The organism is Dyadobacter sp. 22481 (genome assembly GCF_052044875.1).
Lineage (GTDB): Bacteria > Bacteroidota > Bacteroidia > Cytophagales > Spirosomataceae > Dyadobacter > Dyadobacter endophyticus.
This window is the reverse complement of sequence record NZ_JBQENV010000001.1, coordinates 779,149-804,150: the sequence shown is the minus strand read 5'-3', so window position 1 is coordinate 804,150 and position 25,002 is coordinate 779,149. Positions and strand designations below refer to the sequence as shown.

General features: G+C 51.6%; 14 protein-coding genes. 6 read left to right on the top strand and 8 right to left on the bottom strand.

All coding sequences use genetic code 11. From position 1 onward, the window contains the following. Positions 1-43: 43 nt before the first annotated feature. The 5 genes from ACTJJJ_RS02920 (at position 44) to ACTJJJ_RS02900 (ending at position 7,108) form a co-directional block, all read left to right on the top strand. Positions 44-574, top strand: coding sequence for a Panacea domain-containing protein (locus ACTJJJ_RS02920; RefSeq protein WP_188930847.1), 531 nt, complete (start codon positions 44-46; stop codon positions 572-574). A 24-nt stretch (positions 575-598) separates the two neighbouring features. Next, positions 599-1,003, top strand: coding sequence for a hypothetical protein (locus ACTJJJ_RS02915; RefSeq protein ID WP_229221700.1), 405 nt, complete (start codon positions 599-601; stop codon positions 1,001-1,003). Between the two features lie 79 nt (positions 1,004-1,082). Further along, a complete protein-coding gene (locus tag ACTJJJ_RS02910; RefSeq protein ID WP_188930849.1) occupies positions 1,083-3,479 on the top strand; it encodes a TonB-dependent receptor in 2,397 nt (798 codons plus the stop codon). Positions 3,480-3,510: 31 nt separating this feature from the next. Then, positions 3,511-4,719: a DUF4374 domain-containing protein gene (locus tag ACTJJJ_RS02905; RefSeq protein WP_188930851.1), complete on the top strand. Its 1,209-nt coding sequence runs from the start codon at positions 3,511-3,513 to the stop codon at positions 4,717-4,719. A gap of 163 nt (positions 4,720-4,882) precedes the next feature. Next, positions 4,883-7,108, top strand: coding sequence for a S41 family peptidase (locus ACTJJJ_RS02900; protein WP_188930852.1), 2,226 nt, complete (start codon positions 4,883-4,885; stop codon positions 7,106-7,108). Positions 7,109-7,111: 3 nt separating this feature from the next. Here ACTJJJ_RS02900 and ACTJJJ_RS02895 read toward each other — a convergent pair whose 3' ends face one another. From ACTJJJ_RS02895 to ACTJJJ_RS02885, 3 genes are all read right to left on the bottom strand, one after another. After that, positions 7,112-9,562 (bottom strand): TonB-dependent receptor domain-containing protein, encoded by a 2,451-nt coding sequence (locus tag ACTJJJ_RS02895; RefSeq protein ID WP_188930854.1) that lies wholly within the window; start codon positions 9,560-9,562, stop codon positions 7,112-7,114. A 99-nt stretch (positions 9,563-9,661) separates the two neighbouring features. Next, positions 9,662-10,477, bottom strand: a complete 816-nt coding sequence (locus tag ACTJJJ_RS02890; RefSeq protein ID WP_188930855.1) for a helix-turn-helix domain-containing protein — start codon at positions 10,475-10,477, stop codon at positions 9,662-9,664. 132 nt (positions 10,478-10,609) lie between these two features. Beyond that, on the bottom strand, positions 10,610-11,143 hold the full coding sequence (locus ACTJJJ_RS02885; RefSeq protein WP_188930857.1) for a YceI family protein: 534 nt from the start codon (positions 11,141-11,143) through the stop codon (positions 10,610-10,612). A gap of 523 nt (positions 11,144-11,666) precedes the next feature. Here ACTJJJ_RS02885 and ACTJJJ_RS02880 point away from each other — a divergent pair. Beyond that, entirely contained in the window at positions 11,667-15,830 is a 4,164-nt protein-coding gene (locus ACTJJJ_RS02880) for a DUF6923 family protein (protein WP_188930864.1), read from the top strand. Positions 15,831-15,911: 81 nt separating this feature from the next. Here ACTJJJ_RS02880 and ACTJJJ_RS02875 read toward each other — a convergent pair whose 3' ends face one another. The 5 genes from ACTJJJ_RS02875 to ACTJJJ_RS02855 all read right to left on the bottom strand — a co-directional run bounded on the left by ACTJJJ_RS02875 (position 15,912) and on the right by ACTJJJ_RS02855 (position 24,959). Continuing rightward, complete coding sequence (locus ACTJJJ_RS02875; RefSeq protein ID WP_188930866.1) at positions 15,912-16,481, bottom strand: dihydrofolate reductase family protein; 570 nt, start codon at positions 16,479-16,481, stop codon at positions 15,912-15,914. A 146-nt stretch (positions 16,482-16,627) separates the two neighbouring features. Then, positions 16,628-18,190, bottom strand: coding sequence for an FG-GAP-like repeat-containing protein (locus ACTJJJ_RS02870; protein WP_188930868.1), 1,563 nt, complete (start codon positions 18,188-18,190; stop codon positions 16,628-16,630). A gap of 84 nt (positions 18,191-18,274) precedes the next feature. Then, a complete protein-coding gene (locus tag ACTJJJ_RS02865) occupies positions 18,275-20,053 on the bottom strand; it encodes a RagB/SusD family nutrient uptake outer membrane protein (protein ID WP_188930870.1) in 1,779 nt (592 codons plus the stop codon). A 24-nt stretch (positions 20,054-20,077) separates the two neighbouring features. Beyond that, entirely contained in the window at positions 20,078-23,647 is a 3,570-nt protein-coding gene (locus ACTJJJ_RS02860) for a TonB-dependent receptor (RefSeq protein WP_188930872.1), read from the bottom strand. A 211-nt stretch (positions 23,648-23,858) separates the two neighbouring features. After that, the gene (locus tag ACTJJJ_RS02855) at positions 23,859-24,959 is read right to left on the bottom strand and encodes a FecR family protein (protein ID WP_188930874.1); all 1,101 of its coding nucleotides are present in this window, start codon (positions 24,957-24,959) and stop codon (positions 23,859-23,861) included. Between the last annotated feature and the right edge of the window lie 43 nt (positions 24,960-25,002).

The following is a 25,002-nucleotide window of genomic DNA, read 5'->3' as shown; positions in this document are numbered from 1 at the left end:
CTGCACTCAGGTAACCATTAACCAGGAAAACCTTTTTTGAGCTATGGACGCTTTTGAAGAAAAAATCGAGGGGACAATCCACTTACTACTTTACATTCTGCAAAAGCTTGGCGGGCGCTCCGATATCCACAAGCTCTTCAAAATCCTTTACTTCGCTGAACAGAAGCATTTGGTCAGATATGGAACGGCTGTTTCGCAAGATCGTTACCATGCGATGAAGAATGGACCCGTACCGTCCATTGCTTATGATATTTATAAGAGCGTGAAAGAAGGTGGTGTAACCTATGCACGCTATTTTTCAGCATTAGACCGCTTTTCCATCGAGGGAGTTGCCGATCCGGATCTCGATTTCCTTTCCGAATCAGAAATGAAATGCATTGACGAATCTGTGCAGGAAAACCAAAATCTCAGCTTTAACGACCTGACAGACAAATCGCATGACGAGGCTTGGAACCAGACGGCGAGAGATAAAGAGATAAGCCCCATCGCGATGGCCAGGGCCGGAGGCGCAGACAGCCATATGGTCAAGTACATTGAGGATCAGCTGCTGATCCATTCAGCCAAATTTGAATGATCATACCGACCCGGAATCATTCAAATGACTTCATTGATCGGGACCGTCCTTCGGATGATGGTCAAAGATACGACTCCACCCAAAGTCAAGCGTTTCATCATTGTCGGTGAGTCGGCAGACAGCCTGACGCTAGCTTCGGTATACATTAATACCGAACTCGATATGAAGGTCAACTTCAATCTGGACCTTCAATGCCAACATATCGAATTCGACGCTGCCGGTCGGGATTACCTTGATCATACCTCGTTTGTCGATTGCTCAAAACTCAAAATCATCGAGCGTACCGAAATATGTACAATCATTCAAAACCGCCCCACAGTCATCATAGGCAGGCTCGATCAGCAAGATTTTGAAGTCATCAGACGCCAGATCACCTGCTCTACGACAATCAAAGGCAAAATCAAGAAACGCTACGGCTTCTACGATTAAAAATTCCATTTTTTCCAAACCCGACCTTCGGGTGTTGTGTATTGGTGCTACTAAGGGGTGATATTAGAATCAACACCTCATGCCACGCAGTTCATCTATATTTTTATTCCTCCTGATCACAATCAGTTTTAACGCGCTGAACGGCCTCGCCCAAAAAGTGCCGTCGGTTTCCGGTTATGTCAAAACAGAATCCGGCGAGGCGCTGCCAGGAGTTACCGTTTCAATCTTAAAAACGGCGCATGGCGTTACGACGGACGCAAACGGATTTTTCGAGTTACCTCCCGTGAAAGCAGGTACCTATGCCGTGCAGGCTACTTTGATGGGCTACCAAGCAGTATCCCAAACGGTCGTCATCCAATCCGGAAGGACAGCTGCTTTCAATTTCCAGCTCAAAGAAAACCAGCAAAACCTGAACGAGGTAAGCGTGTACGGCAAAACGGAAACGCAGGCGGTGAAGGAGCAGGCGTTCACGGTGAATGCGATCGAGACGAAGCAATTTCAGAACACGACGGCCGACCTCAACCAGGTGCTCAACCGCAGCGCAGGCGTTCGTATCCGCGAACAGGGTGGATTGGGATCGAACTTCAACTTTTCGATCAACGGCCTTTCCGGTAAGGCGGTGAAATATTTCATCGACGGCGTACCAATGGAGGTAATGGGTAGCGCGATGTCGCTGAACAACATTCCGGTGAACCTCTCGGAGCGGATCGAGGTGTACAAAGGCGTGGTGCCTGTGCAGCTCGGTTCTGATGCCATGGGTGGTGCTGTGAATGTGATCACCAACCAGAAACAGACCAATTACCTCGACGTCAGCCACAGCTACGGCTCGTTTAACACCCACCGTTCGGCCCTTACAGCGCAATATGTACACAAGCCGACGGGTATTACCGTGAAAGCGAGCGGCTTTTTTAATTATTCCGACAACAACTATAAAATGAGAGGCGTCGAGATCCTCGAAGGAGGTACCCGCAATGGCGACCAGATTACCGATCTCAACGGCGCAAACTTCGTGATCACGGACGTGAAGCGCTTCCACGACCGTTACCGCTCGGGTATGGGGCAGGTTGAAGTGGGTATTTCCAACAAAAGCTGGGCGGATGTACTGTATGCCGGCTTCGGGTACTCGGAGAGCCGCCAGGATCAGCAGACCGGTTTTGAGCAGGCCATCGTGTACGGCAATGTGGAGCGAAAAGGAAAGTCGTCGACAGGGACTTTGCGGTACAAAAAGAGCAATCTATTGCTGAATGGACTGGACGTCAACCTATTTGCTTCGCTTTCAACCGATAAATTCCTGACCGTCGACACCCTGCTCCGCCAATATTACTGGGACGGGTCCTGGACGACCAAGGGCGCTACCGAAATGGGCGGCATTAAGTCGCTCTCGCACATCATCCGCCCGCGTGCCTTCCTGCGTGCGAATGCGAGCTACACGCTCAGCGAGCGGCATTCATTTAACCTGAACTATACAATCGACCGTCTCAAAAACGAGAGTTATAATGAATTACTCGTGTCCGGCGACGATATGCCGGGGATTATGACAAAGCAAATCCTGGGACTCGCCTATCAGCAGGAGTTGCTCGACAAACGCTGGACAAACACTTTTTTTGTAAAATACTATGGCCTGGGCCTCGAACGGAAGAAGTGGATCGACGGCGGTTACCAGGTGCTGACAGACAATTTCCCCAACTACGGCTACGGCGCGGCATCGCGCTACAAAATCCTGCCCGACTTCGGCCTGAAGCTCTCCCTCGAACATACTTTCCGCTTACAGGAAGTGGAAGAAGTGTTTGGTGATGGCCTGAATGTGCAGCCCAACCCCGACCTCAAACCCGAGCGCAGCGATAATGTGAACCTGGGCTCCTACTATGGCTTCCGTACCGGTAAGCACCGCTTTTTCGCCGAAGCGGCAGGCTTTTACCGCAATGCATCCGATTTTATTTACCCTGTTGCCGACCAGCGCTCGAAGGCTTTGAAAAACGAAAACAAGTCGAATGTACGCGTGACCGGTTTCGAGGCCGAGCTGCGGTACGATTACGCCGACCTGCTTTCTTTCAATATAAATGCGACCTATCAAAGCGCGGTTAACATGACCAAATTCGGCAGCACCGCCTCCAATGTGCCCGAAGCGACTTACAAGAACAAGATCCCCAACCAGCCGTGGTTCTTCGGCAATGCCAACTTCGGCATCGGGAAAAGCGATGTGTTTACGAAGGGCTCGCGCCTGCAATTCAGCTGGTTTACGCAATATGTACACTGGTTTTACCTGACCTGGGAAGCTTTCGGAAATGTGAACGGCAAGTCGACGATCCCGAGCCAGCTGATCCACAATGCGACGTTGAGCTATTCACTCGCCGATGGTCGCTACAATGTGTCGGCCGAATGCCGCAACCTTACCGACGACCTGGCCTACGATAATTTCAGGCTGCAAAAACCCGGTCGTGCATTCGCGTTGAAACTCCGGTATTTCATCCATTAAGCAACTCCAATTTTATCTATAACACCCAAAAATGAACAGATTTTTCAGCTACCCGGCAAAAGCAATGCTCGTTGCACTCACCGCAGTCATGCTCAACGGATGCAGCGATAGCTCCGACAACGAAAATACGCCTGTGAAGGAAGAAGGCAAATATTCGGCCATCCTTTGCGTGGGCGCCTGGCCTAATACCGCCTACTACATTGCGGACGTGCCTTCACTCACCAGCGGTTCCATCAGCCTCAAAGGAAACGGTGCGGAAATGACGGGCAAGGTTTATGCTCAGGATATTATCCAGAAAGACGGTTTCTACTACCACGCCAACTTCGGCAGCGGCCGTTTTGGTAAATACCATGTTGAAAACGGTTCACTGGTAATCGACAAGGAAGTGCCATTTACATTCCTGAATTGGAGCTCATACGTGTGGGTAGACGACCAAACGCTCGTTATCCTGGGCGATGCGGAGGGAGAAGGGCGTTATGCGATCGTGAAAGTAGCCGACATGACGCTTACGACCGGCAAGCTCGACCTGAAACCGAAACCGGCAGGCTTCACCGGCTACAATTTCGGATTCGCCGAGTATCGCGACGGCAAGTTGTTCCTCGGCTATGGCTATTCTTTCTCCGACTGGTCGCAGAATCCGTTGCCCGTAAATCCGGATTTCAACGTGGCGGTCGTAGGCTACCCTTCGATGAAAGTGGAAAGTATCATCACCGAGACACGTACAACTACTCCGGGCGGACCGATCGTGTATGCACCGGCATCTTTCAAGGATGAAAACGGCGACATTTATTTCGTCAGCGACCCTGTGAGCGGCTACGATTACAAATCCCCTTCGGTGGTTTACCGCATCAAAAATGGCGCCACTACGCTTGACGCGAGCTATTACTTCGATCTTTCAGCCAAAACAAGCAATGGAATGGGAGCGGCTATGTGGTACATCGGAAACGGCAAAGCCATCGTTCGCACACGTGTAGCGGGCCAGTCCATCGACGCAGACCATTCATTCTCGGTCATCGACGTTAAAAGCGGAACATTTATCAAAAAGCTGGACCTTCCTGCCGACAAAGGCGAGCGTATGGTGAATGCCGTGGTGGTTGAAGACGGCAATGCATATATCGCTGTGAATGCTGCCGACAAGGATTATATCTGGCAATATGATCCCAAAACAGATAAACTGACCAAAGGGGCCGAGTTTGTGGACGGCATCGATTATATCCTCCGTTTGGAAAAAACCAAATAGCAGATTCATTGTAAGGAACAAGTCTGGTGTATCAGAAGGCCCCGCGGTATGTTTACGCGGGGCTTGTTCTTTTTACACTAAAATGTGATAGTTAACATTGTTTTCACATTCGGTTACAGTATTAGTATTAGTAACCCTTCTTTTACAAAGAAAAACCTTACTCATGCGATACATTCTAGCAATGCTCGTTTCGCTGCTTTGCACGTCAGCCTCCATCGCGCAGCAAGTTCAGTCAACAGATCTCAATCTCGACTTCGAAAATCCAGCAGATTCCAAAAAGCTCCCACGGCCCTGGATGGAATGGGGAAAGGGTTACCTGCTTCTGGTGGATACAACGGAAAAATTCAAAGGGAAGGCAGCATTGCGCATCCAGGCACCGGCGGTTATGGACAATATCCAATTCGGTAGTGCAGCCAACCCGGTCCCCGTCACCTTTGGCGGCAAAGAAATCGAATTACGGGGCTACCTCAAATTCAGTGGTGTGACAAAGGGCTGGGTCGGTCTGATGATGCGGATAGACGGCAAATCGGACATTTTACAACTCGACAATGGGCAAGCAAAGGGCATACGAGGAACCGAAGACTGGAAACAATACAGCATTAAAATGAAGCTGCCTGCGAGTGCCGACAAAATTTACCTGGGCGCGATACTGGTAGGGCCCGGAACGGTCTGGGCGGATGATTTCGAATTGCTCGTGGACGGGAAGCCTTTTACGGAAGCTCCTCCTAAAAAGGCGTTTCCCGCCGCGCTCGACAAGGAATTCGACGGCGGATCCAAACTCACGCTTGGTCCGGGGTACCCATTATCCAAAGAGCAAACCGGTCATCTCGCGGAACTGGGCAGGATTTGGGGATTTGTCAAATACCATCATCCGGCCGTAGCAGACGGTAATTTCAACATGGATTACGAGCTTTTCCGCGTTGCCTCGCCGTACATTACTGCCAAAAACGATGCGGAACGGCAGCGCGTGCTCGCCAATTGGCTGGTTAAATTCGGGCCGATCAAAAAGCTTTCCTCCGTGACCATTCCAACCGATGCGGTCATTAAACCGGACCTGGCATGGTTGGACAATGTGGGAAAAACACTTTCACCCCGACTCGACTCGATTCGCCAGGCTGAGCGCACGGGCGAGCATTATTACATTGACGCATATCCGAATGCAGGTAACCCCGATTTTAAAAACGAGAACACCTACCAGGAAATGGCCTACCCCGACCCGGGTTTCAGGCTGCTTTCGCTGTTCCGCTACTGGAACATGATCGAGTATTTTTTCCCTTACAAGCCTCTTATTCGCGAAGACTGGTATGCGGTATTGAACGAGTTTGTGCCCAGGTTCGTGATGGCTGCGAATGAAACGGAGTACAAGCTCACTGCCATCGCGCTGATTGCCCGTGTGAAGGATTCCCATGCGAACCTATTTGGTAACCACGAGGCTCTGGACAAATATTTCGGAAAGAACTATGCACCCGTGCAGCTTAGCTTTGTCGAAGGAAAACCGGTTGTGATCGATTACTACAATGCTCAGTTGGGTGAGCGATCGGGGCTGAAACCCGGCGACGCGATCGAATCGATCAATGGCAGATCCATCGACGGGATCATCGGCGAGCAAAAGCCCTACACACCAGCCTCCAACGACGTAATGCAACTGAAAGCCATTGCCCCTAACCTGCTCCGGAGCAACGATTCTACGTTGGCTATCACGATTAACCGGGCCGGAAAAGTACAAAAAACGAGCATTTCGCTTTACCCATCCAGCCAGATTGATACTTATGCCAATTACAATAAAAAGGACACTTGCTTCAAAATGATCGGACAAGACGTAGCTTACATTTTCCCGGGTAAATTCAAAAACGCCTATTTACCTGCCCTAACGCCGCAGATAGAAAAAAGCAAGGGTGTGATTGTCGATTTGCGCTGTTACCCTACCGACGCTATTGCATTTTCATTTGGACCAATGCTGCTGCCGGAGGCTAAACCTTTTGTAAAATTCACAATAGGCAGTCCGCAAACGCCCGGCTTGTTCACCTGGTCGCCAGAGCTGAAACTCGGCAAAACCAACCCCAATAACTACAAGGGCGAAGTAATCGTGATTGTGAATGAAAACACAATTAGCCATTCGGAATACACCGCAATGGCGTTTTCGGCTGCGTCGAATGTAACGGTCATCGGCAGTACAACGGCCGGTGCCGACGGCAATGTATCGCCGATCGTGCTGCCCGGCGGACTACGTACGGGCATTAGCGGTATCGGCGTCTACTACCCCGACGGCCGCGAAACGCAGCAAATCGGCATCGTTCCGCAAGTGGAAGTGAAGCCCACGATCCTGGGCATTGCCGCCGGGCGCGACGAGCCGCTGGAAAAGGCATTGCAACTGATCAACGGCAAGTGACCGTCAAAACTCCCGATCACCGAATTCGCTGGCCGGGAGTTTTGCTTTTTTAATGAGCTGGTTGAGGTTATAGCTCAGGTTAATGAGGAAAATATCTGTTTCCTGAATGTAATTTGTGGTGGTATAAAAGTCCCTACCCCAGGTGGAGATACGCTGCTGGTTGGCCCCGACGATGCCCAGATCCATGTTCTGCCATTGCAATGTAGCCGCCAGCTTGCCTTTCAGGAATGACTTCCTTACGGACAGCGACGGGTTCACAAAACGTGAATCCTCTCCCTGCGCCGTTACCCTTTTTGAAAGATAGCTTATGCCCCATTGTACCTGCAATGCAGGAGTAATTTTAAACGTGGTGTTGGCATTCAGCGAATATACGACACTCGAACTATTCACCACCACGGTGTTCCGGAAAAGCCCCCCTTCGATCGCGTACCGGTACACGTTCGCGCCTGCATAAAGCTGCCACCATTTGGCTAGATTGGCATTCCCGCTCACTTCCACGCCCCATGACGTAGCCAGGCCCGCGTTGGTGTAAATCCGGTTGACGATGCTATCGTTATACACGCTATTGACCCGGTTAACGACGTTTTTGACGCGCTGGTTATACAACGTGGCGAAAACACTTCCCTTTTCAAACTCCCTCACGACGCCCAGCTCGGCCTGGCCGATAAATTCCGGCAAAATGTCTGGGTCGCCCGATTCCAAGGTTTCGGAATGCTCGCGTTCGGGATACGGGTTCAGCTCGTTGTTGGTCGCGCGTTGTACGCGGCGCGTGTAGCCCACCTTCCCACGCCAGCTTTTGGAAAACCGGTATTGCAACTGGGCCGAGGGGAAAAAGTTGGATAAGTCGAGGTTACGTTTGTCGGTACCTTCCGCGGTAAATTGCCGGGTGGCGTATTCATAACGTAAACCACCCGAGTATTCCAGTTTTTCCGATTTTCCGCTGTACTGGCCGTATAGGGAATGAATATGATTCACCAGGCGCGTCCGGCTCGAAAACTGGGGTACCAGCACAAACTCGCCGGTTTCCAGGTTTTGATCAAGATATTGAAAAGTCCCTTTCTGCTCCTGGTTTCGGTATTGATAGCCCGTTTCGAGCTTCCCCTTACCGATCTGAGCAACGTAATCGGCCTGCAAGCGGAATGCATTCAGCGGGTTTTGGCTGGGGTTACGCGTGCTTTGCAGTGTGTGCGTGCGGCCCGGTTCAGAAAGATTGATATTGGTAGTCAGCCCGTCGAGGTCCGCCGATTCGATCAGCCCCGACAAGGTCAGCTCCGATTTGTTGGCGAAACGATGCAGGTAATCGAGGTTACCAGACATCACATCGGCCGTCTTTTGCGCGACATTGGAGTTGAAATAGGTAATCCTTCCCAGGTTCTGCCCCGTTTCCAGGTTGGTTTTGGTGTTGTTATAAACCAAATCTGCCCTTCTCGATTGGAAACGGTAACCTTTGTAAAAACCGGCCGAAACCACGTTGGAAGGATCAGCGGTGAAACTGACCGATGCCCGTGCCGTGTAGTTGTACCGCTTAAAACTCCGCTCCCCGTCGGACGGGAAGGAAGTGAAAACATCGCCGATCGTCGTGTTCACGTCGCCGATCCTACGGCCGGTAATATCGTTGCGCAGATAGCTGCCGCTCAGGTTCACCTCCCATTTACCTGTTTTCAGTCCCCAGGCTGCATCGGCACCGAAACGCTGCGGTTTTTTCAGATTGTCGTAGGTATGAACCGACGGAAACCCTCCCTGAACATTCGCGATGAGGCTCTGGCTGTTTTTATCGACGGTTTTGGTGGTGATATTGATGATCCCCGATTTCCCATCCGGGTCATAGCGCGCCGAAGGACTGGTAATGATTTCGACGTTTTCAATGCTGTTGGCGGGGATTTGGTTGAGCACCACAGCCGGGTCGGTTTGCACAGGCTTGCCGTTCACAAGCACCAGGAAGCCGGTCGAGCCGCGCAGCATAATGTCGCCTTCACTATTTACCGTTACCGACGGCGTATTTTTGAGTACATCCACCGCCGTACCGCCCTGGCTTCCCAGGAATGCACCTGCGCGGTACACCTGCCGGTCGATCCTGCTTTCTACCGCGCCGCGGGCACCCTTTACTTCCACCGCGTCGAGTAACCGGCCATCCGCCTGCATGGCAATGGGCGGCAATTCCACGACGCCCTCTCCCGAAGGCACGGGTGTTCGCGTTTTCCGGTACCCCATATATTGTGATTCGAGGTAATAAGCTGCACTGTTCGTTTTCTCGAAGCGGAAACTGCCCTTATCGTCGGCCAAAGCACCACTCACCAGTACCGAATCGGTCGAGCGGTACAATGCGACGGAGGCAAAAGGCAACCCCTGGCTAGTCTGTTGGTCGGTGATTTTGCCGGTAATGACCACCTGGCTTTGGGCCCGGGCGAACGCCATCAGGCAAAAAAGAAATGTTAGGGTAAATAGGAATTTCATAGGGGTTATTTTCGCCAATTCATCGTGTTGAATGACGTGGCAAAAATAACCCTACAAAGTCAGTAGACTTTTGTACTTTCCGTCCGAAAACTGGTATATTCAGGAAATTCCCTTGCGGTAAATGCTCGGCAGAACGCCGGTTTGCCTTTTGAAGAACTTATTGAAATGCGAAGGATCGGCAAAACCGAGCTCATAGGCAATTTCGCCCATATTTGCCTGGGAATAGAGCAGCAACCGCTTGCATTCCGCAGTCAGCTTTTCATTGATCACGGCTCCGGCCGTTTTGTCCAGAAACTTCCGACAGTTGGCATTCAGGGTCTTAGTCGTCACATTCAACTCGCTGGCATACCAGGCTACTTCGTGTGAGGTTTTATAATGCGTCGCAACGAGTTCGAAGAAGGCTTTGAGCAAGGGCGGCTCCGACTGGCTGCGGTCGATGTGCGCTTCCCGTTTCAGCAAATTAAAGAGCAGCAACAGGTAAGTCTGGATAATAGCCTGGTAGTTCGGTTGCCGCTCAGCGTGCTCATTTTCAATATTTTCAAAAATACCATGCACGGCCTCTCCCGTTTGTTCGAGCTGATAGCCACTGCTGAATGTGAGAGGAAACGTCTGAAAAAGATCGTCATAAAGCGGATGGCCAAGGAGAAAATCCTTTTGGACCATCACCACAAAGCCTTTCGGAATGGCGGTCAGCGCCCAGTTGTGGATCTGACCGGGCATAACGAGGTATAAACTATTGCCACGCACCGGAAAATGGTGGTGGTCGATCTGGTGAAGGCCTTCGCCCTGTGTAAGGAAGATGATTTCGAGATATTCTTTGTGGCCGTGCGGGTTGGTGGTTTTAATAACCTCCTTCATTCTCTTGATCCGAAACAACTCATTGTCGTTCAGTTTGTTTTTTATCTCTATTTGCATACAGTCAGGGTGCGGAATATTCTAGCAGGTTAATAGGGTATACAAATTAAACCAAAAATCTTTCATTACGAAAAAGAGGGCACCCTGAAACAGGACGCCCTCTCGCACACCAGCTACTCTAAATAATGGCTGTTATGCTTGTTTCGCCAGCTGAATATTAGCCAGTATCTTAATGTTTTCGCCCAATGCAAGGCCCCCGGTTTCGGTAAGTGAATTGAACGTCACACCGAAATCCTTGCGGTCGATCACGCCACTCACTTCAAATCCTACCTTGGTATTCCCCCATGGATCGCGCTCGGTGCCACCGTATTCGGCTGCGAGTTCTACCTCTTTTGTAACACCTTTGATGGTAAGGTCACCGGCAAGTTTGTATACGTCTCCTTTGTCTTTTTTAAGGGAAGTCGATACAAAACGGAACTCGGGGTATTTCTCCGCTTCGAAGAAATCCGCATTGCGCAAATGCTCGTCACGGCCGGGCTGGCCGGTGTCCACGCTGTTGACGTCGATCGTAAAATCGACCTGAGCGTCCTCGAAACTGTCGCCGTTTGTAGATGCGGAACCGTTGAAAGTGCGGAAAAACCCGGTCACGGTCGAGATTACAAGATGCTTTACTTTAAACTGAACTTCTGAATGTGCAGTGTCAACATTCCAGGTTGTCTTCGACATGATTTCATTGTGTTTGATGGTATGAATACTTCACACCGGGTCCTGACCGAAAGCCATTCTTGACGGCCTGCCATCAGGGCCGGGCGGCGATACAAAATTAGCGCATATCGGCGCCCGAGATCGACTACTTACTCCGAGGTTACCACTATACTCTGATATAGCGTGCAGGATTTCCAGCCATTGGAATCTACATTCCCGAATAAGATTTTCGCCATCGTCATTGAAATATTTTTCAAAAATGAGGCCGCTTTCTCAGCATAGCTCTACAATCCAAGAGGTTTCTATGCAAAATATATTTGTCAAATGAAATCGATATTTGTAGAATCATTTCTACCAAACTAAACGTGTCAGTTTAACATTTAGTTTGATATTTGTTGTCAGTTACTTCTATATCAACCTCTTCTTCTAAAAAGAAAAAAGACACCTGTCGTCAACGACACGGGCCACTAAGACTGTGGAGTCTGACGCACCATGTACGCTAATTCAACGGTTCCTTTTTTTACTTAATTCCAAACGCTTGCTTATGAACAAAAATCTATTTGTCAGAGCACTATTCCTGCTCATGGGAGTGCTGTGTTACGGGGCTGCTCAGGCAGTCAACATTACAGGGACCGCCTGGGTCGACACCGACAATGACGGCATCGTCGATGCCGGGGAAACCGGCACCGATTTCGGCGGCACGATGTATGTCAACGTGGTCAATGCTTCGGGGGCGGTCATCGCCTCTACAACGGTAGGGCCCGCCGGAGGTTATGCATTCACCGGCCTGCCCAACAACCTCACAGGCCACAAACTCGTGCTTACCAATACGGCCACCAATCCGAAAGGAAACCGCATACCCGGTGTCTATTTTGTGGCCGAAGATGTAGTAGGCGGCAGCAACACTGCCAATCAGGCTAATGCACCGCTGACCGGTGAAATCGCGCTCACCAACCAGGCAGCGAACATGCAGAACCAGAACTTCCGCATGAGCCTGCAGACGTCATTCGGCTGCCTGGACGGTATCGCCTACCAGGTTGCGATCCTTGCCGGTAACACCGAATCCTCTCTTTTAAGTTACAATGTCAGTTCTGGGGTACGTACCCAGATCGGCGCCGTTACCCCTTATGCACTGAACTCACTCATTTACAGCACCGCAGCCGACAATTTCCTCTGGGCTACACTCAACGCCACAAACGACATCGTACGTATCGGAGCGGGCGCCGGAACGGTTGTTTATGATATCGAAAATCTCCCGACAGGCACCTATAACGTGGGGGTAGAACTGCCCAATGCCTATATGCTCATCTATACCAGCAATGCAACCGAGTTTTATGTGGTGGACGTAGACCCCACGCGTGCCACGTTTCTCGAAGTCGTCGACCCCGCCAACGGCTATGCGCTAAAAACCGGTCCCAATTACGGAACAACGGTCTCGGCAGGATTTAACTCCTCGGATATGGCCTACCTCGCATCTACGGGTCTGGGTTACGGTATTACACCAACAAGCAACATCACGACCATTAACCCTGCGACAGGTATTGTAACCATCAATGCAACACCGGTGGCAGGTCTGCCCAATGCCAATTATGGCGGCATGTTCAGTGATAAAGCCGGCAAATTGTACGCGTTCAACAACGCAACCGGCGGGTTTTATCGTATCGATCCCGTTGCCAACACGGCAACATTGCTCTCGACCAGCCCTGCTTCGGGCGGGAACGACGCCGCGAGTTGCCCGAATGCATTCGTGGAATGCGATACCGACATTCCGGTCGTGCCAGCCGATGTAACGCTTTGCCCTGGCAGTACCACTAATTTCACCGTCGCACCCGACGGCAATGGGCCGTTCACTTACCTATGGCAGCAAAGTACCGACGGCGGAAACAACTGGGCTAATTTGCAAACCACTCCGTTTACGGGGCCAAATGGCAGTTATTCTGGCGGCGGCACAGCCACACTCACCGTCACACCATCGACAGCTGCTTGGAATAATTTCCGCTACCGCTGTATGATTACCAGCAACCTGTGTACTACCCCCTCATCGTCGGCTACGATGAACGTATTCGCCACTCCGGGCGCGCCAACGCTGGTAGCAGGCAACGACGCGCCGATTTGCCCGGCCACGACCTACAATCTGAACCGGCTGGTAGCAGGCTCCGCCCCCGCTGGCAGCACATTGCGCTTTTACACTTCATCAACACCTTCGCCTGCGACGCTCGTGGCAGATCCTACACAGGCACCCGTAGGCACGTATTACGCACGTTACGAGAACCCGGGCTGTGAGGGCCCCGTGAGCCAGCCGATTACGATTTCCGGCTGTCTCACACCCTTCACCTGTGAAGATGGCGTGGCCTACCAGGTAGCCGCCGCCGGTGGTGAAACTGTTTCAACACTTTACGCCTACAATGTAACCAGTGGCACAAGAACGCAGATCGCACCACTTAGCACATTGGTAAACTCGCTCATTTACAGCGAAATTGATAATACGCTTTGGGCTACCAAAAACGGCACAAATTCCATCGTTCGCATCGCGGCCGATGGTGCGCTCATCGAATACCCTATTGCCAACCTCAGCGGCAACTTCAACGTGGGCACCGGGCTTCCGGGAGGCTATATGCTCGTTTACAACACCAACCAGCCGCGCTTTTATGTGATCGATATCAACCCGTCCCGCGCCACTTACCTGCGGTTGGTTGATCCTGCCAATGGTTACGCACTGCAAACCGGCCCGACCTACGGCATTGCGTTGAGCACACCCATCAACGTGGCCGATCTTGTGTATGAACCCGTTACAGGGTTGGTCTATGGCGTGGAATCTACCACCGCGAAATTGGTAACCCTTAACCATGTCACCGGTGCAAGCAACGTCGGCGCAGTGGTAGCAGGCTTGCCAACGGCAACTTCTTTCGGAGCGGTATTTGCGGATCCAAGCGGAAAGCTCTACGCTTTTGCCAACGACCCGGGCACATTCCACCGCATCAACCCTACTGCGGCAACATCCACGCTGCTCTCGACCAGCATTACGTCGAATAGCAACGACGGTGCCAGCTGCCCTAACTCCATCCTGGAAAACCTGCCCTTCGATTGCGCGGATGGTATCACCTACCAGGTGGCAGCTTCCGCTGGAGAACCTGTTTCAACACTCTACGCATACAATGTAAATTCAGGTGCCCGCACCGAGATCGCACCCCTTCCGATGACCGTCAACTCACTGATTTACAATTCGGCGGATAATATGCTCTGGGCTACCAGAAACGGAACCGCCAGCATTGTACAGATCGACCGCGAAGGCGGTACCGTGGAATATCCTATCGCGAACCTGCCTGCTAGCGGTACTTTCAACGTCGGGGTAGAACTGCCGAATGGTTATATGATGATTTATCAGACCAATACGCCAAGCTTCTACGTAATCGACGTGGACCCGAACCGTCCTTCGACCTACCTGAAACTGGTGGACCCAACCAACGGATTCGCACTTCAAACCGGCCCGACCTACGGCGTAACGCTGAGCGCACCTTTCGGAGGAGCCGACTTTGCCTACCTGCCTTCTACCCAGCTCATTTACGGCTTCACTCCCGATGCGCGCATTTCGACGATCAACCCGCTTACCGGCGCGGTTACCGTGGGGGGCACGGCAGTTTCCGGTTTGCCCGCCGCCAGTGGTTTCGGGGCTGTTTTCGCCGATGCGACCGGCAAGCTCTACGCATTTCACAACGACTCGGGCCGTTTTTACAAAATAGACCCGGTCAACAATTCGGCCAGCTTTATGTCGGCCTCGACGCCATCCGGCAGCAACGATGGTGCGAACTGTGTTACGGCAACGCTTTGCGATATCGAGCTCACTAAGCCGAATCCGGAAAACCAGGTTGCCTGTGTGGCCAAAGCCGCCACGTTTGAAGTAACAGCCAGCGGCACCGGAACACTCACGTACCAATGGCAGGTAAGCACCGACGGTGGTAACAACTGGACCAATCTGGCCCCAGGAGGTGCAACCGACGCGAACGGAACCTATTCGGGTGCCAATACCAACACCCTGACACTCACGCCAGCCACTACCGCATGGAGCGGCAACCGCTACCAGGTGATCGTCGACAGCGACAGCGACCTTTGTACGCTCACATCCGCACCGGCCAGCCTGACGGTCAGGACCCAGCAGGAATGCGGATTACCCGTAACGCTTGTGTCGTTCACAGCTTCGAAAGAAACCGGCAGCGCCCTGCTCAATTGGTCAACTACCGAAGAAACCAACAGCGACCGCTTCGAAATCGAGCGTAGCCAGGATGCCACAAACTGGAAAATGATCGGCACCAAAGCCTCGCATGGTGAAAGCAGCGTGTTGCGTAAATACGATTTCGTCGATCGGGCACCGGCAGTGGGGCTGAACTACTACCGCCTTAAAATGATTGACCGCGCGGCCGACGGCAAGGAGGCTCCTTTCGCGTACAGCCGCATTCTAAGCCTGGATTTCGGCGGCAACGGCTTGCTTGCGGCCTACCCTAACCCGGCCAGCGACCGGTTGAAGTTCAAGGATTATGCAAAAGTGAAGTCTGTTGTCCTTCACAATGCAGCTGGGCTGAAAGTGATCGACCGCAAAGCTGTCACTTCCGAAGGCCTGGATATCAGCAAGCTCGCTCCGGGAATATATAGCCTTAAACTCACCCTCGCCGACGGCAGTCAGAGCGTGCAGAAGGTTATTATAGTTAGGTAAATAGTTGGTTATAATAAGAAAGAGTCCGTCTCAGATCTAACTGGGACGGACTCTTATTTTGGACGCAGCACCCATGAAAAATCAGCTTGTCATTGATCCGAGGTGTCGGTAAGCATTGAGCATTACCCCCGTTGGAGTGGTTGCTGTACTCACAAATTCGAGTTTGCGGGCATCGAAGCTCTCTGAGAGAAGGCGTTTGCCCTTACCCAGCAATACCGGGTATACGATCAGGATGACCTCATCTACCAATCCAGCGTCGAGCAGCACAGACGTTAATGATATACTTCCGGAAAGAACCAGATCAGGGCCGTCTGTGGACTTGAGGTTGCGAACACCTTCTATGATATCCCCTCCCAAATCCCTGACCGGCCCCCACTTTAAGCTATCAGGTCTGTGGGTAGCTACGTATTTGGTTGCAGCGTTTATAGCGTTCGCCATCGGGAAGTCTCCGGCATTTGGCCAGTAGCCCAACCATTCGTCGTACGTACGACGGCCAACCAGCAGGTCAAAAGTGGTACCGTATGCTTCAAGAAGCATGGCCATCCCGGCAGGGGTTCGGTAGGGTCCTGTCCACCCGCCATACACATAGTTTTTGTCGTGCTCGATCACGCCGTCGAGGGAAATGTGTTCAAAAATCCTGAGCTTTCTCATTTTGCTGTTATCGGTTAATAATGTCCAAATTTAGCCGGGGTCAGGTACACGCGCCGGGTGCTATCACGACAATATGAGGGGGCTATTCGACCATTTATCATTCGATATTACTATGGCTTGAATTTTACAGCCGGAATTGAAATAAATTAAGGTTTGGAACGAGACTTGAAATCGTTTTGCAATACTATAAATGGCAAATACACATTCCAGTCGGCTTTTACCTCTTCCTGATTGAGAAACCCTTTGGAATAGTTCCCCAACACAATATCCGGATCGCCGTCGCCGTCCCAGTCATTTACATCCATACAAATCCATCGGCCATACCCGGCGATGGGGAGCGAAATGGGTTGAAACTTTAAACCAGCCCTGGAAGACTCGTTACGGAAATACAGGAATTTCTCGCCGGGATTACGGAGATGGTCGGCGAAGAATGCAATGGAGGCGATATCCAGGTCGCCATCGCCGTCAAAATCGGCCGCCATTGCTTTGGTTGCGCCATTGGCCGGGTAGAACCAGCTTTGTTCGAAATGGTTATTCCCCTTGTTCAGAAAAATATATACCCCGTGATAGGGTTTCAGAATGCGGGAATAATCGCTGTTGTCGCCTGCGGTGTAAATGATATCGGGCTGGCCATCCCGGTTGACATCGGCGAGCTGGAAGCTGGAAGAGCCATAAACCGGCGGGAAACGCAGCAATGGTTTTTCAGAAAAACCGCCTTTCTTGTCATTGGTAAAAAGCCAGATACCTTCCTGCGCATGGGCGAACAAGGCGACAATATCCGGCCAGCCATCTCCATTGAAATCGCCGGTAGCCGATTGCGTCGCGCCCGCGACTTCACGCACAGGTACGTTTTCAAACTTCCCATCCTGCATTTGCCGAAACAAATAAAGACCGCCCTGGTTATGACCGAATGCAGAAACTACATAATCCGTTTTGCCATCGCGGTTAAAATCCGCTGCCGATGTATGCAACGGTCTCCGCAAGCCGGTCACAAAAGGGACCGGATCAAACACACCCGATGCCTTGATACGATAGAGTTCTCCTTTCGAAACGTCGTAAGCACGCATTTCGCCCACGACTGTTACGACCGGCGCTGCACCGCCGTGCGACGGACCGCTGGAAAACAGCATGTGCATGGCTGGTGACGAGAACGGCGCTTTCATTTTTTTTACAAATTCCTGGTCCCAACGCACCAACGCGGGTACTTCTGAACTGCTCGTGTAAATAGCCCTGCCAGCGCTGTCGATAGCGGCCAGGGTGGTGGTGGCCAGGCGGGATGTGTCGTTGGCGGGCGTTTTCAGTGTAAAACCGGCCCACTCTTCCTGCACGGGCGGCCGCGGGGCCGATAAGCGCGCAGGCGCGAGGGAATCGTAATACGCCACGATTTTCATCCAGTCGGTAATGGCCATGGCCGATTTTTCGTCGGCAAAATACTGGTTCCTCTGCCACACCTCGATCCCAAAATATTGGGCCATCACAGGCAGCACACGGTTTTTCCAGGTATCCTTGTCGAGCAGCGCCGGCGCCACCGCCAAATGGCAGGTACTGCAATATTTTTGCGCCGCATCCCTGCCCTCCGCAAGTTCGCCCGTGAGTTCCGCTTCACGCGATTTTTCGTCCGACCGGCCCGTAGTACCGCACGCCTGAATGCAGGCCGCCGCGACAAAAATCCAGATTGGTATGCCCGAAAACCATTTAGAGAATTTCATACTCAAATCAATAATACCTCCTATTATAAACAAAAAAGGGCAGTTATGAACTGCCCCCTTTGCATTGCATTGGTATTAGTTTGTCTATTGATAACCGGGATTTTGTTTCAATGGAGAGACTCCGTTCCGCGTACTGATGTCGATTTGGGACTGGGGGATCGGGAAATACTCGTTCACATTTTTCAGGAACTTCCCTCCTCTTACGTCAGGCGTAATTTTACCTTCGAACGTGATGTAGGCATTGAGCGTCTGCTCGGCAATGCCCCAGCGCGAGAGGTCGAAGAACCGGTGACCTTCCATCGCGAGTTCCAGCTTACGCTCGAAGTAGATTGCCGCCAATGCACCGTCTTTTCCCTTAGCCGCAAATGCACCGGCAGGATATTGGGCGATTTTGTAATTCGCAGCCGGCGTTTTGGTAAAACCACCCATGGGCTTCGCAGGATCGGCGTAGGTATATACCCAGCTCTCCGGTTTCGCCGCCCGCGCCCGCACGCGGTTCACGTATTCCTGTGCTTTCGCAAGGTTGTTCAGCTGCGCTTCGGTTTCAGCGGCCATTAGCAACACGTCGGCAAAACGGATGATCTGTACGTTGATCGCCGTTCCCGGCGCCCATGAATGCTGGTCGGAATATTTATCCTGCGTTGCCTGCCAGTACATATTCTTTTTAGGGGAATAGGGCCCGGCGTAGCTTTGGTCGCGGATCCATGACTGGCCGGGGTGGTTACCCCAATCGAGGAACGGCACACCGCGGCGGCCTACGGTCCAGTCGATACGGGGATCGAGTGCGGTGGTGGCATCCGGTGTAAATGCGGCCTCCGATTTGATGCCCATATCATTTTTCAACGTGGCAGCATTGTAATTGTCCACTTTCGGCAAGCCATTCGCATCGGTCTGGTAAGAATTGGCCAGATCGATACTCGGCTGGTAGAAACCGCAGCAACGGAAAGGCGAATTGTACGGGAAGTTCAGCATACCGCCGGTGTTGGCGTTGTCGATCGTATTCGTACCGTCGTTGGCGGCCATCTGAACGGCAAAAACCGATTCGGCAAGGTTCTTTTGCGCTGCGTCGAAGTTATCCTGAAACTTCGGCATCAAGTCATATTTCAAACCGTTGCTCGTTACGCCCTGGGCAATAACCTGGTCGAAGATCGTCTTGGCCTCGGCATATTTCTTTTCGTAAAGAAACGTCTTTCCCAAGTACGCCGCCGCCGCCCATTTATTCACGCGGCCCACGTCCGACTGCGTAGCCGGAAGATTGTCCATCGCAAACCGGAAATCGCCTTCGATATTTGGCCAGATGTCCGCGTCGTTGGTCACAGCCGCGGGGTTAGGTGTATTTTCGTCAACCCACGGTACCATATTGAACATTTTCTTCAATTCGGAATAGTAATGTCCCCGAAGAAAGCGTGCCTGGGCGGTGTAATCGGTCTTTTCGGCCTCTGTCATACCACTCTCTACAAGCGGTATGAACTTCAAAACGGTATTTGCGCGGTTGATTCCCTCGTAAACCGCTTTCCATTTGCTGTTAAAAAAACCGTTGCTGGGCCCGGCACTGTAAATCATAATGGAGTTGATCCCCGGCTGGTCGGCACCATCGCTGCCTTTTTTAGCGTCTCCGCCCGCGATACTGCCATAAATCCAGTTGTCGGCAGCGGCATCCCATGCGCTGGCTGCGCCGACGCCATTTCCATCCAACGCGGCATAGGCGCCGATCAGCAGGTTTTGCACCCCTGCTTTGGTATTCAGCTGGGCGTCACTCAATGCCCCCAGTGCAGGCTTATCCAGGAAGCTGTCCTGACATGAATAGGATATCAGCCCGAAAATCGCGACCAGTGCTATCTTTGAAAATCTCAGTGTCTTCATCTTTTTCTGTTTATATACAGTGAATTAGAATGTCAGATTTAAGCCAACCAGGAACTGGCGGGTGTTCGGATAAACCCCCTCGTCCAGGCCGAACGCCGTTGAACCGGCCACCTGGCTCTGTCCAACCTCCGGATCAGGACCCGAGTATTTGGTGATCGTGAACAAATTGGCGGTTTGCACATACACGCGCAGGCGGTCGATCTTCAATGCCTGTGTGAGGTGCTTAGGCAGGGTGTAGCCGATCTGTGCATTTTTGGCACGCAGGTAAGATCCATTTTCCACGTAATAGGAGTTTGGAACGTTAGTGGTACTGAATGAACCGGTATTTTCCTGGATAGGCGCGGTCGCATTCTTGTGCTCGGGCGTCCACGAATCGTACAATGCGGTATTGCTTTTTGCACCCTGGAAGTTGGTGTAGAAGTCGTGCCACCATTTCAGGTTATTCCAGATCTCGTTACCCTGAACGCCGTAGAGGAAAATCCCAAAGTCGAAGTTTTTGTAGGTAGCTCCGATATTGAGACCGTAGCTGAATTTAGGGCTGGGATTTCCAAGGAAAGTGCGGTCATCGGCCGTAATAACGCCGTCGCCATTAATATCCTTATAGCGGAAGCGGCCCACTTTCACTTCATTCTGGTAAACCGCGGCCGGGTTGCCCGAACGCTCTGCCGCTTGTGCATTGGCCTGGTCGATCTCCTGCTGAGTGTTCCAGAAACCTGCAATGTCATACCCGAAGAACTGACCGATCGAGTGATCCACCGCATTGCGTACAATAGCACTACCGTTGAAGCGGCGGCCTTCCTGATCGAAATAGCTCGCACCGTCGGTGATCTTGATAATCTTGTTGTTATAGGTCGTCAGCGTAGCGGTAGCATTCAGTTTCAGGTCCTTACCGATGGTTTTCTCGCCGTAAAGCGACATATCGATCCCCTTGTTGTTCATCTTTCCGATGTTCACCGCAGGCGCAGTACCCTGTCCTACCGTACCGGCGAGTTCAGGTGCGAAAAGCAGGTCCTTTATGTTTTTCTGATAATAGTCGATCGTGAATTCGACAGACCCATTGAACAGCGACGCATCGATACCGATATTGGAGTTGATATTTCCCTCCCATTTCGCAGCCGGGTTACCCACGGTAAGACGCTGGAAGCCCTGGGTGGTACTGTTACCCGTTCCTTTGATGTCGTAGAACGAATGGCTTCTGTTCTGACCATAAGTAGTGAATGCATTGGTCGGGTTCACGTTGAACTGGTTACCCATGATCCCCCAGCCTCCGCGGATTTTCAGGTCGTTAAGCCAGGTCACGCTTTTCATAAACTCTTCCTCCTTCATACGCCATCCCGCGCTCACAGCCGGGAACCAGCCATACTGGGAAGTAAAACGCGAAGAACCGTCGCGGCGCAGCGTTCCGCTCAGCAGGTATTTATCTTTGAAATTGTAATCGATACGGCCGATATACGAGAACAATGCATCCGCCGAACGGTTCGAGAAGTTGGTAGGCGTTCCCGAGCCCGACGATAAGCTGGTGTAATTCGGGTCGAAAGAGAAATAGCCTTGGGTAGAACCTCCTACTTCCCGGTACAAGCTGTTATAAGCCTCGGTACCCAGCAACACCTTCACATTATGGGTATTATTAAATGAATGCTCATAGGTAACGGTGTTCGTCCAGGTCCAGTTATAGCCCGAATTCACCCTTTCCGAATAAGCGTTCGTCGTTACATTTTCAGCATTCTCCCATTCAGGATAACCGAAAGTATTCTCCGTGTAGGTAAACCAGTTACCCCCGAAACTTGTACGGAAAGTGAAGTCTTTCAGGAAGTCCACCTCAGCGAACATATTCCCAAAGATGGAATTGGTCAGGCCCTGGTTATTGCGTGCCCGGTCACGGATAGCAACGGGATTTTTGGCATTCCCCAAACCACTGCCGAAAGAACCCGCATAATTACCCTTAATGTCGTACACCGGAATAATCGGCTGCATCCGGTAAGCCATACCGATCGCACTGCCTTCTTCCAGGATGCCGCTGCGCGGATTGTTCACCAGCGTAAGCGCGATATTCTCACCCACACGGATGTTTTTAGTCACATTATACTGGCTATTGGCCCGGATCGTGTAACGTTTCAGGTAGGTGTTCATCAGGTTGCCCTGCTGATTGAAATGGTTGAACGAGAACAGGTAGCTTCCTTGCTGCCCGCCTCCGCTTACCGAAAGGTTGTGGCTCTGGGTAGGCGCGCTTTTGAACACCTCGTGGAACCAGTCTGTACCCTGTTTGTTGGCCTTCACGATCCGATAGAACGAATCCATATCGGCTTTATCGGTGTAGTTCGGGTTGACATAATATTTCGAGAAATCCACACTGCCTTCACTTGCACCGGTTGGCACAATGTAATCGGGCAAAACGGGCGTCTGTCCATTGCCGTATTGCGGATCGTTGATCGCTGATCCCGAGTTTTTCAGCGCAAGAAATTTCAGATCCGCCATTCCCTGAGGCGAAAGGATATCGTAGACATTTCCTTTGGGGACACCCTGTGTTCCGTAAAACATGTCATAACTCACCTTCACTTTGCCGTTTCCGCGCTTGGTCGTGATAATCACCACACCATTGGATGCACGCGAACCGTAGATTGAAGCCGAGCCGGCATCCTTCAACACCTGCATTGTAGCCACGTCGTTCGGGTTCAGGTTGTTGATATCCTGGGTAGGAACGCCGTCCACTACGAATAATGGCGTGTTATTGCCAAATGAGTTGATACCGCGGATACGGATCTGAGGCGCCTGCCCCGGCTGGCCTGAGGTAAGGACAGTCACGCCTGAGGCGCGGCCTTGCAGCTGGTTGCTCAGGTTGGCATTAGGCTGCTCGGTCAGTTCAGCGACTTTTACAATTGACACCGCACCGGTAAGGTCCTTGCGATTGGCTGTTCCATAGCCCACAACCACCACTTCATTAAGAAGCTTTTCGTCCTGGGAAAGGGTCACATCGAGCGTGCCCTGGCCGGCTGCCACATCCACGTCCTTGGGAGTAAAACCTACAAAGCTGAATGTAAGCGTCACATTTCCATCCGGCGCGTCAATCTTGTACACGCCTTGCGCATCGGTGCCGGTCCCGCGGGATGTTCCCTTTACCACTACCGAAACACCCGGCAGAGAAGAGCCGCTCGCGTCGGTAACAGTACCAGAAATGCTGCGGTCCAGCGTGGCCGACTTGTAGCTTTGCGGATTGAGCTTTTCAACGGGCAGCTTCACTCTTTTCAGGATGATCTGTTTCCCCGAAACCTCAAAATCAAGGTCCAATGGTGTAAGAATGGTTTTCAATGCTTCGCCCAGCTGTTCCTGCCGGACATTCACACTCACCCTCCGTTCCGCCTTGATCAGATTGGAACTGTAAAGGAATTTTATTTTAACCTGGTCTTCAATCGCTGACAACACTTTACGGACGTCCTGATTCTGCATCTGGATCGTAATGCGGTTATTCAGGACCTCCTGCGCTTCGGTAACACCAGCCACGGCCACGGTCGTCAGGAGTGCAGCAATGATGAGTTGCATACAACTGAATCTCATAAGGATCTGCCAATAAGCATAGTTAGGATACAATTTTTTCATAACTTTACTAAGTTTTGTAACATGGAAAAATGGGCAAAACGAGTCCTCCATCCGCTGGTAACGGATGTATCTAACTGGGGATGAACTCAGGGTTGGTGATGGTGCAACATCATCAACCTTTTCTTTTTTAGGGAGTTTGTTTAAATCATAGAAGCAATCACGTTTTAGGGTTGTTAGTTAGGTTTGTTTGCATTGGTTAATGCTTTAAAAATCAATTACATCCGCGGCCGGTCACGACCATCTTTCCGTCCACTACTTCAAAACTCGCCTCGATGCCCTTGCAAATGAGTTCCATTTTCTCATAGAGGCTTTCGGTCGTGAACGAGGCCGTCAGAAGGCATTGGCCGAACAAACGGTCGTCATATACGATGTCGATCCCGTAGGTCTCCTCGATATTGCCGAGCAGCGCCGACACCGGCATATCCTGGAACTTCAGCAGCGGTGCTGGTAACACCGCCGAGGCAAGGATTTCCGGTGAGTCCACAAGCTCTTTGCGGATCTGCACCTGCTCACGTGAAAAAAGTACTTTCTGGTTGGGCGTGATGATCGTCCCTGCCAGTTCGGGGCTGGCTATCCCCTCGCATACTTCCGTATCGGTGCGCGGAAAAACGGAAACTTTGCCGGTTTTAACGCTCACTTCCACCTGGCGCGCATCTTCGAATGCCTTCACTATAAAACTCGTACCCAATACTTTGGTAACCAGCTCGTTGGAATATACTATAAATGGGCGCCGACGATTTTTGGTTACTGTAAAAAACGCCTCGCCCGACAGGTACACTTCCCGCAATGCATTCCGGACGAAGTCTTTACGATAACTCACGCTGCTTTTCGGCTGCAACAGAATCGTACTGCTATCGGGCAATGTGAGCAGGATCGGCGCGGTGGTCGTGTTGGTTTGCTCCATCAGGGGCGCGTCCACCGCCGACAACAATTCCTCATAACTTACGTGGTTGTCGTGCCGGTTGGGCTCTCGGAGCCAGCCTATGGCCAGCAAAACCACGGCAGCAGCCGACAACGACGCACCCAGCCGCAACCATAGTCCACGCATCGGCCAGCGACTTGTAGCCTCCTTCCGACTGTGGATCTCGTCGAGCATGGCTGTCACCTGCCCCTCAGTCGGGAAATCTTCTTCCATTTCGGACCGGATTCCCAGCAGGACCCATTTCGCGCTGGCAACGGCCTCCGCTTTTTCGGGGTGTGTAAGTAAAAAATTATTCCAAAACTCGCAGGACTCCTGAGACGGGGTTAATACCCAGGACTTGAAATATTGATCTTCCAGGAAATCAGTTACTTCGTAATGATAGTAACCCATCAGTATGAATATTTGATGAAAAAATTTAACACGGTGCTCAATA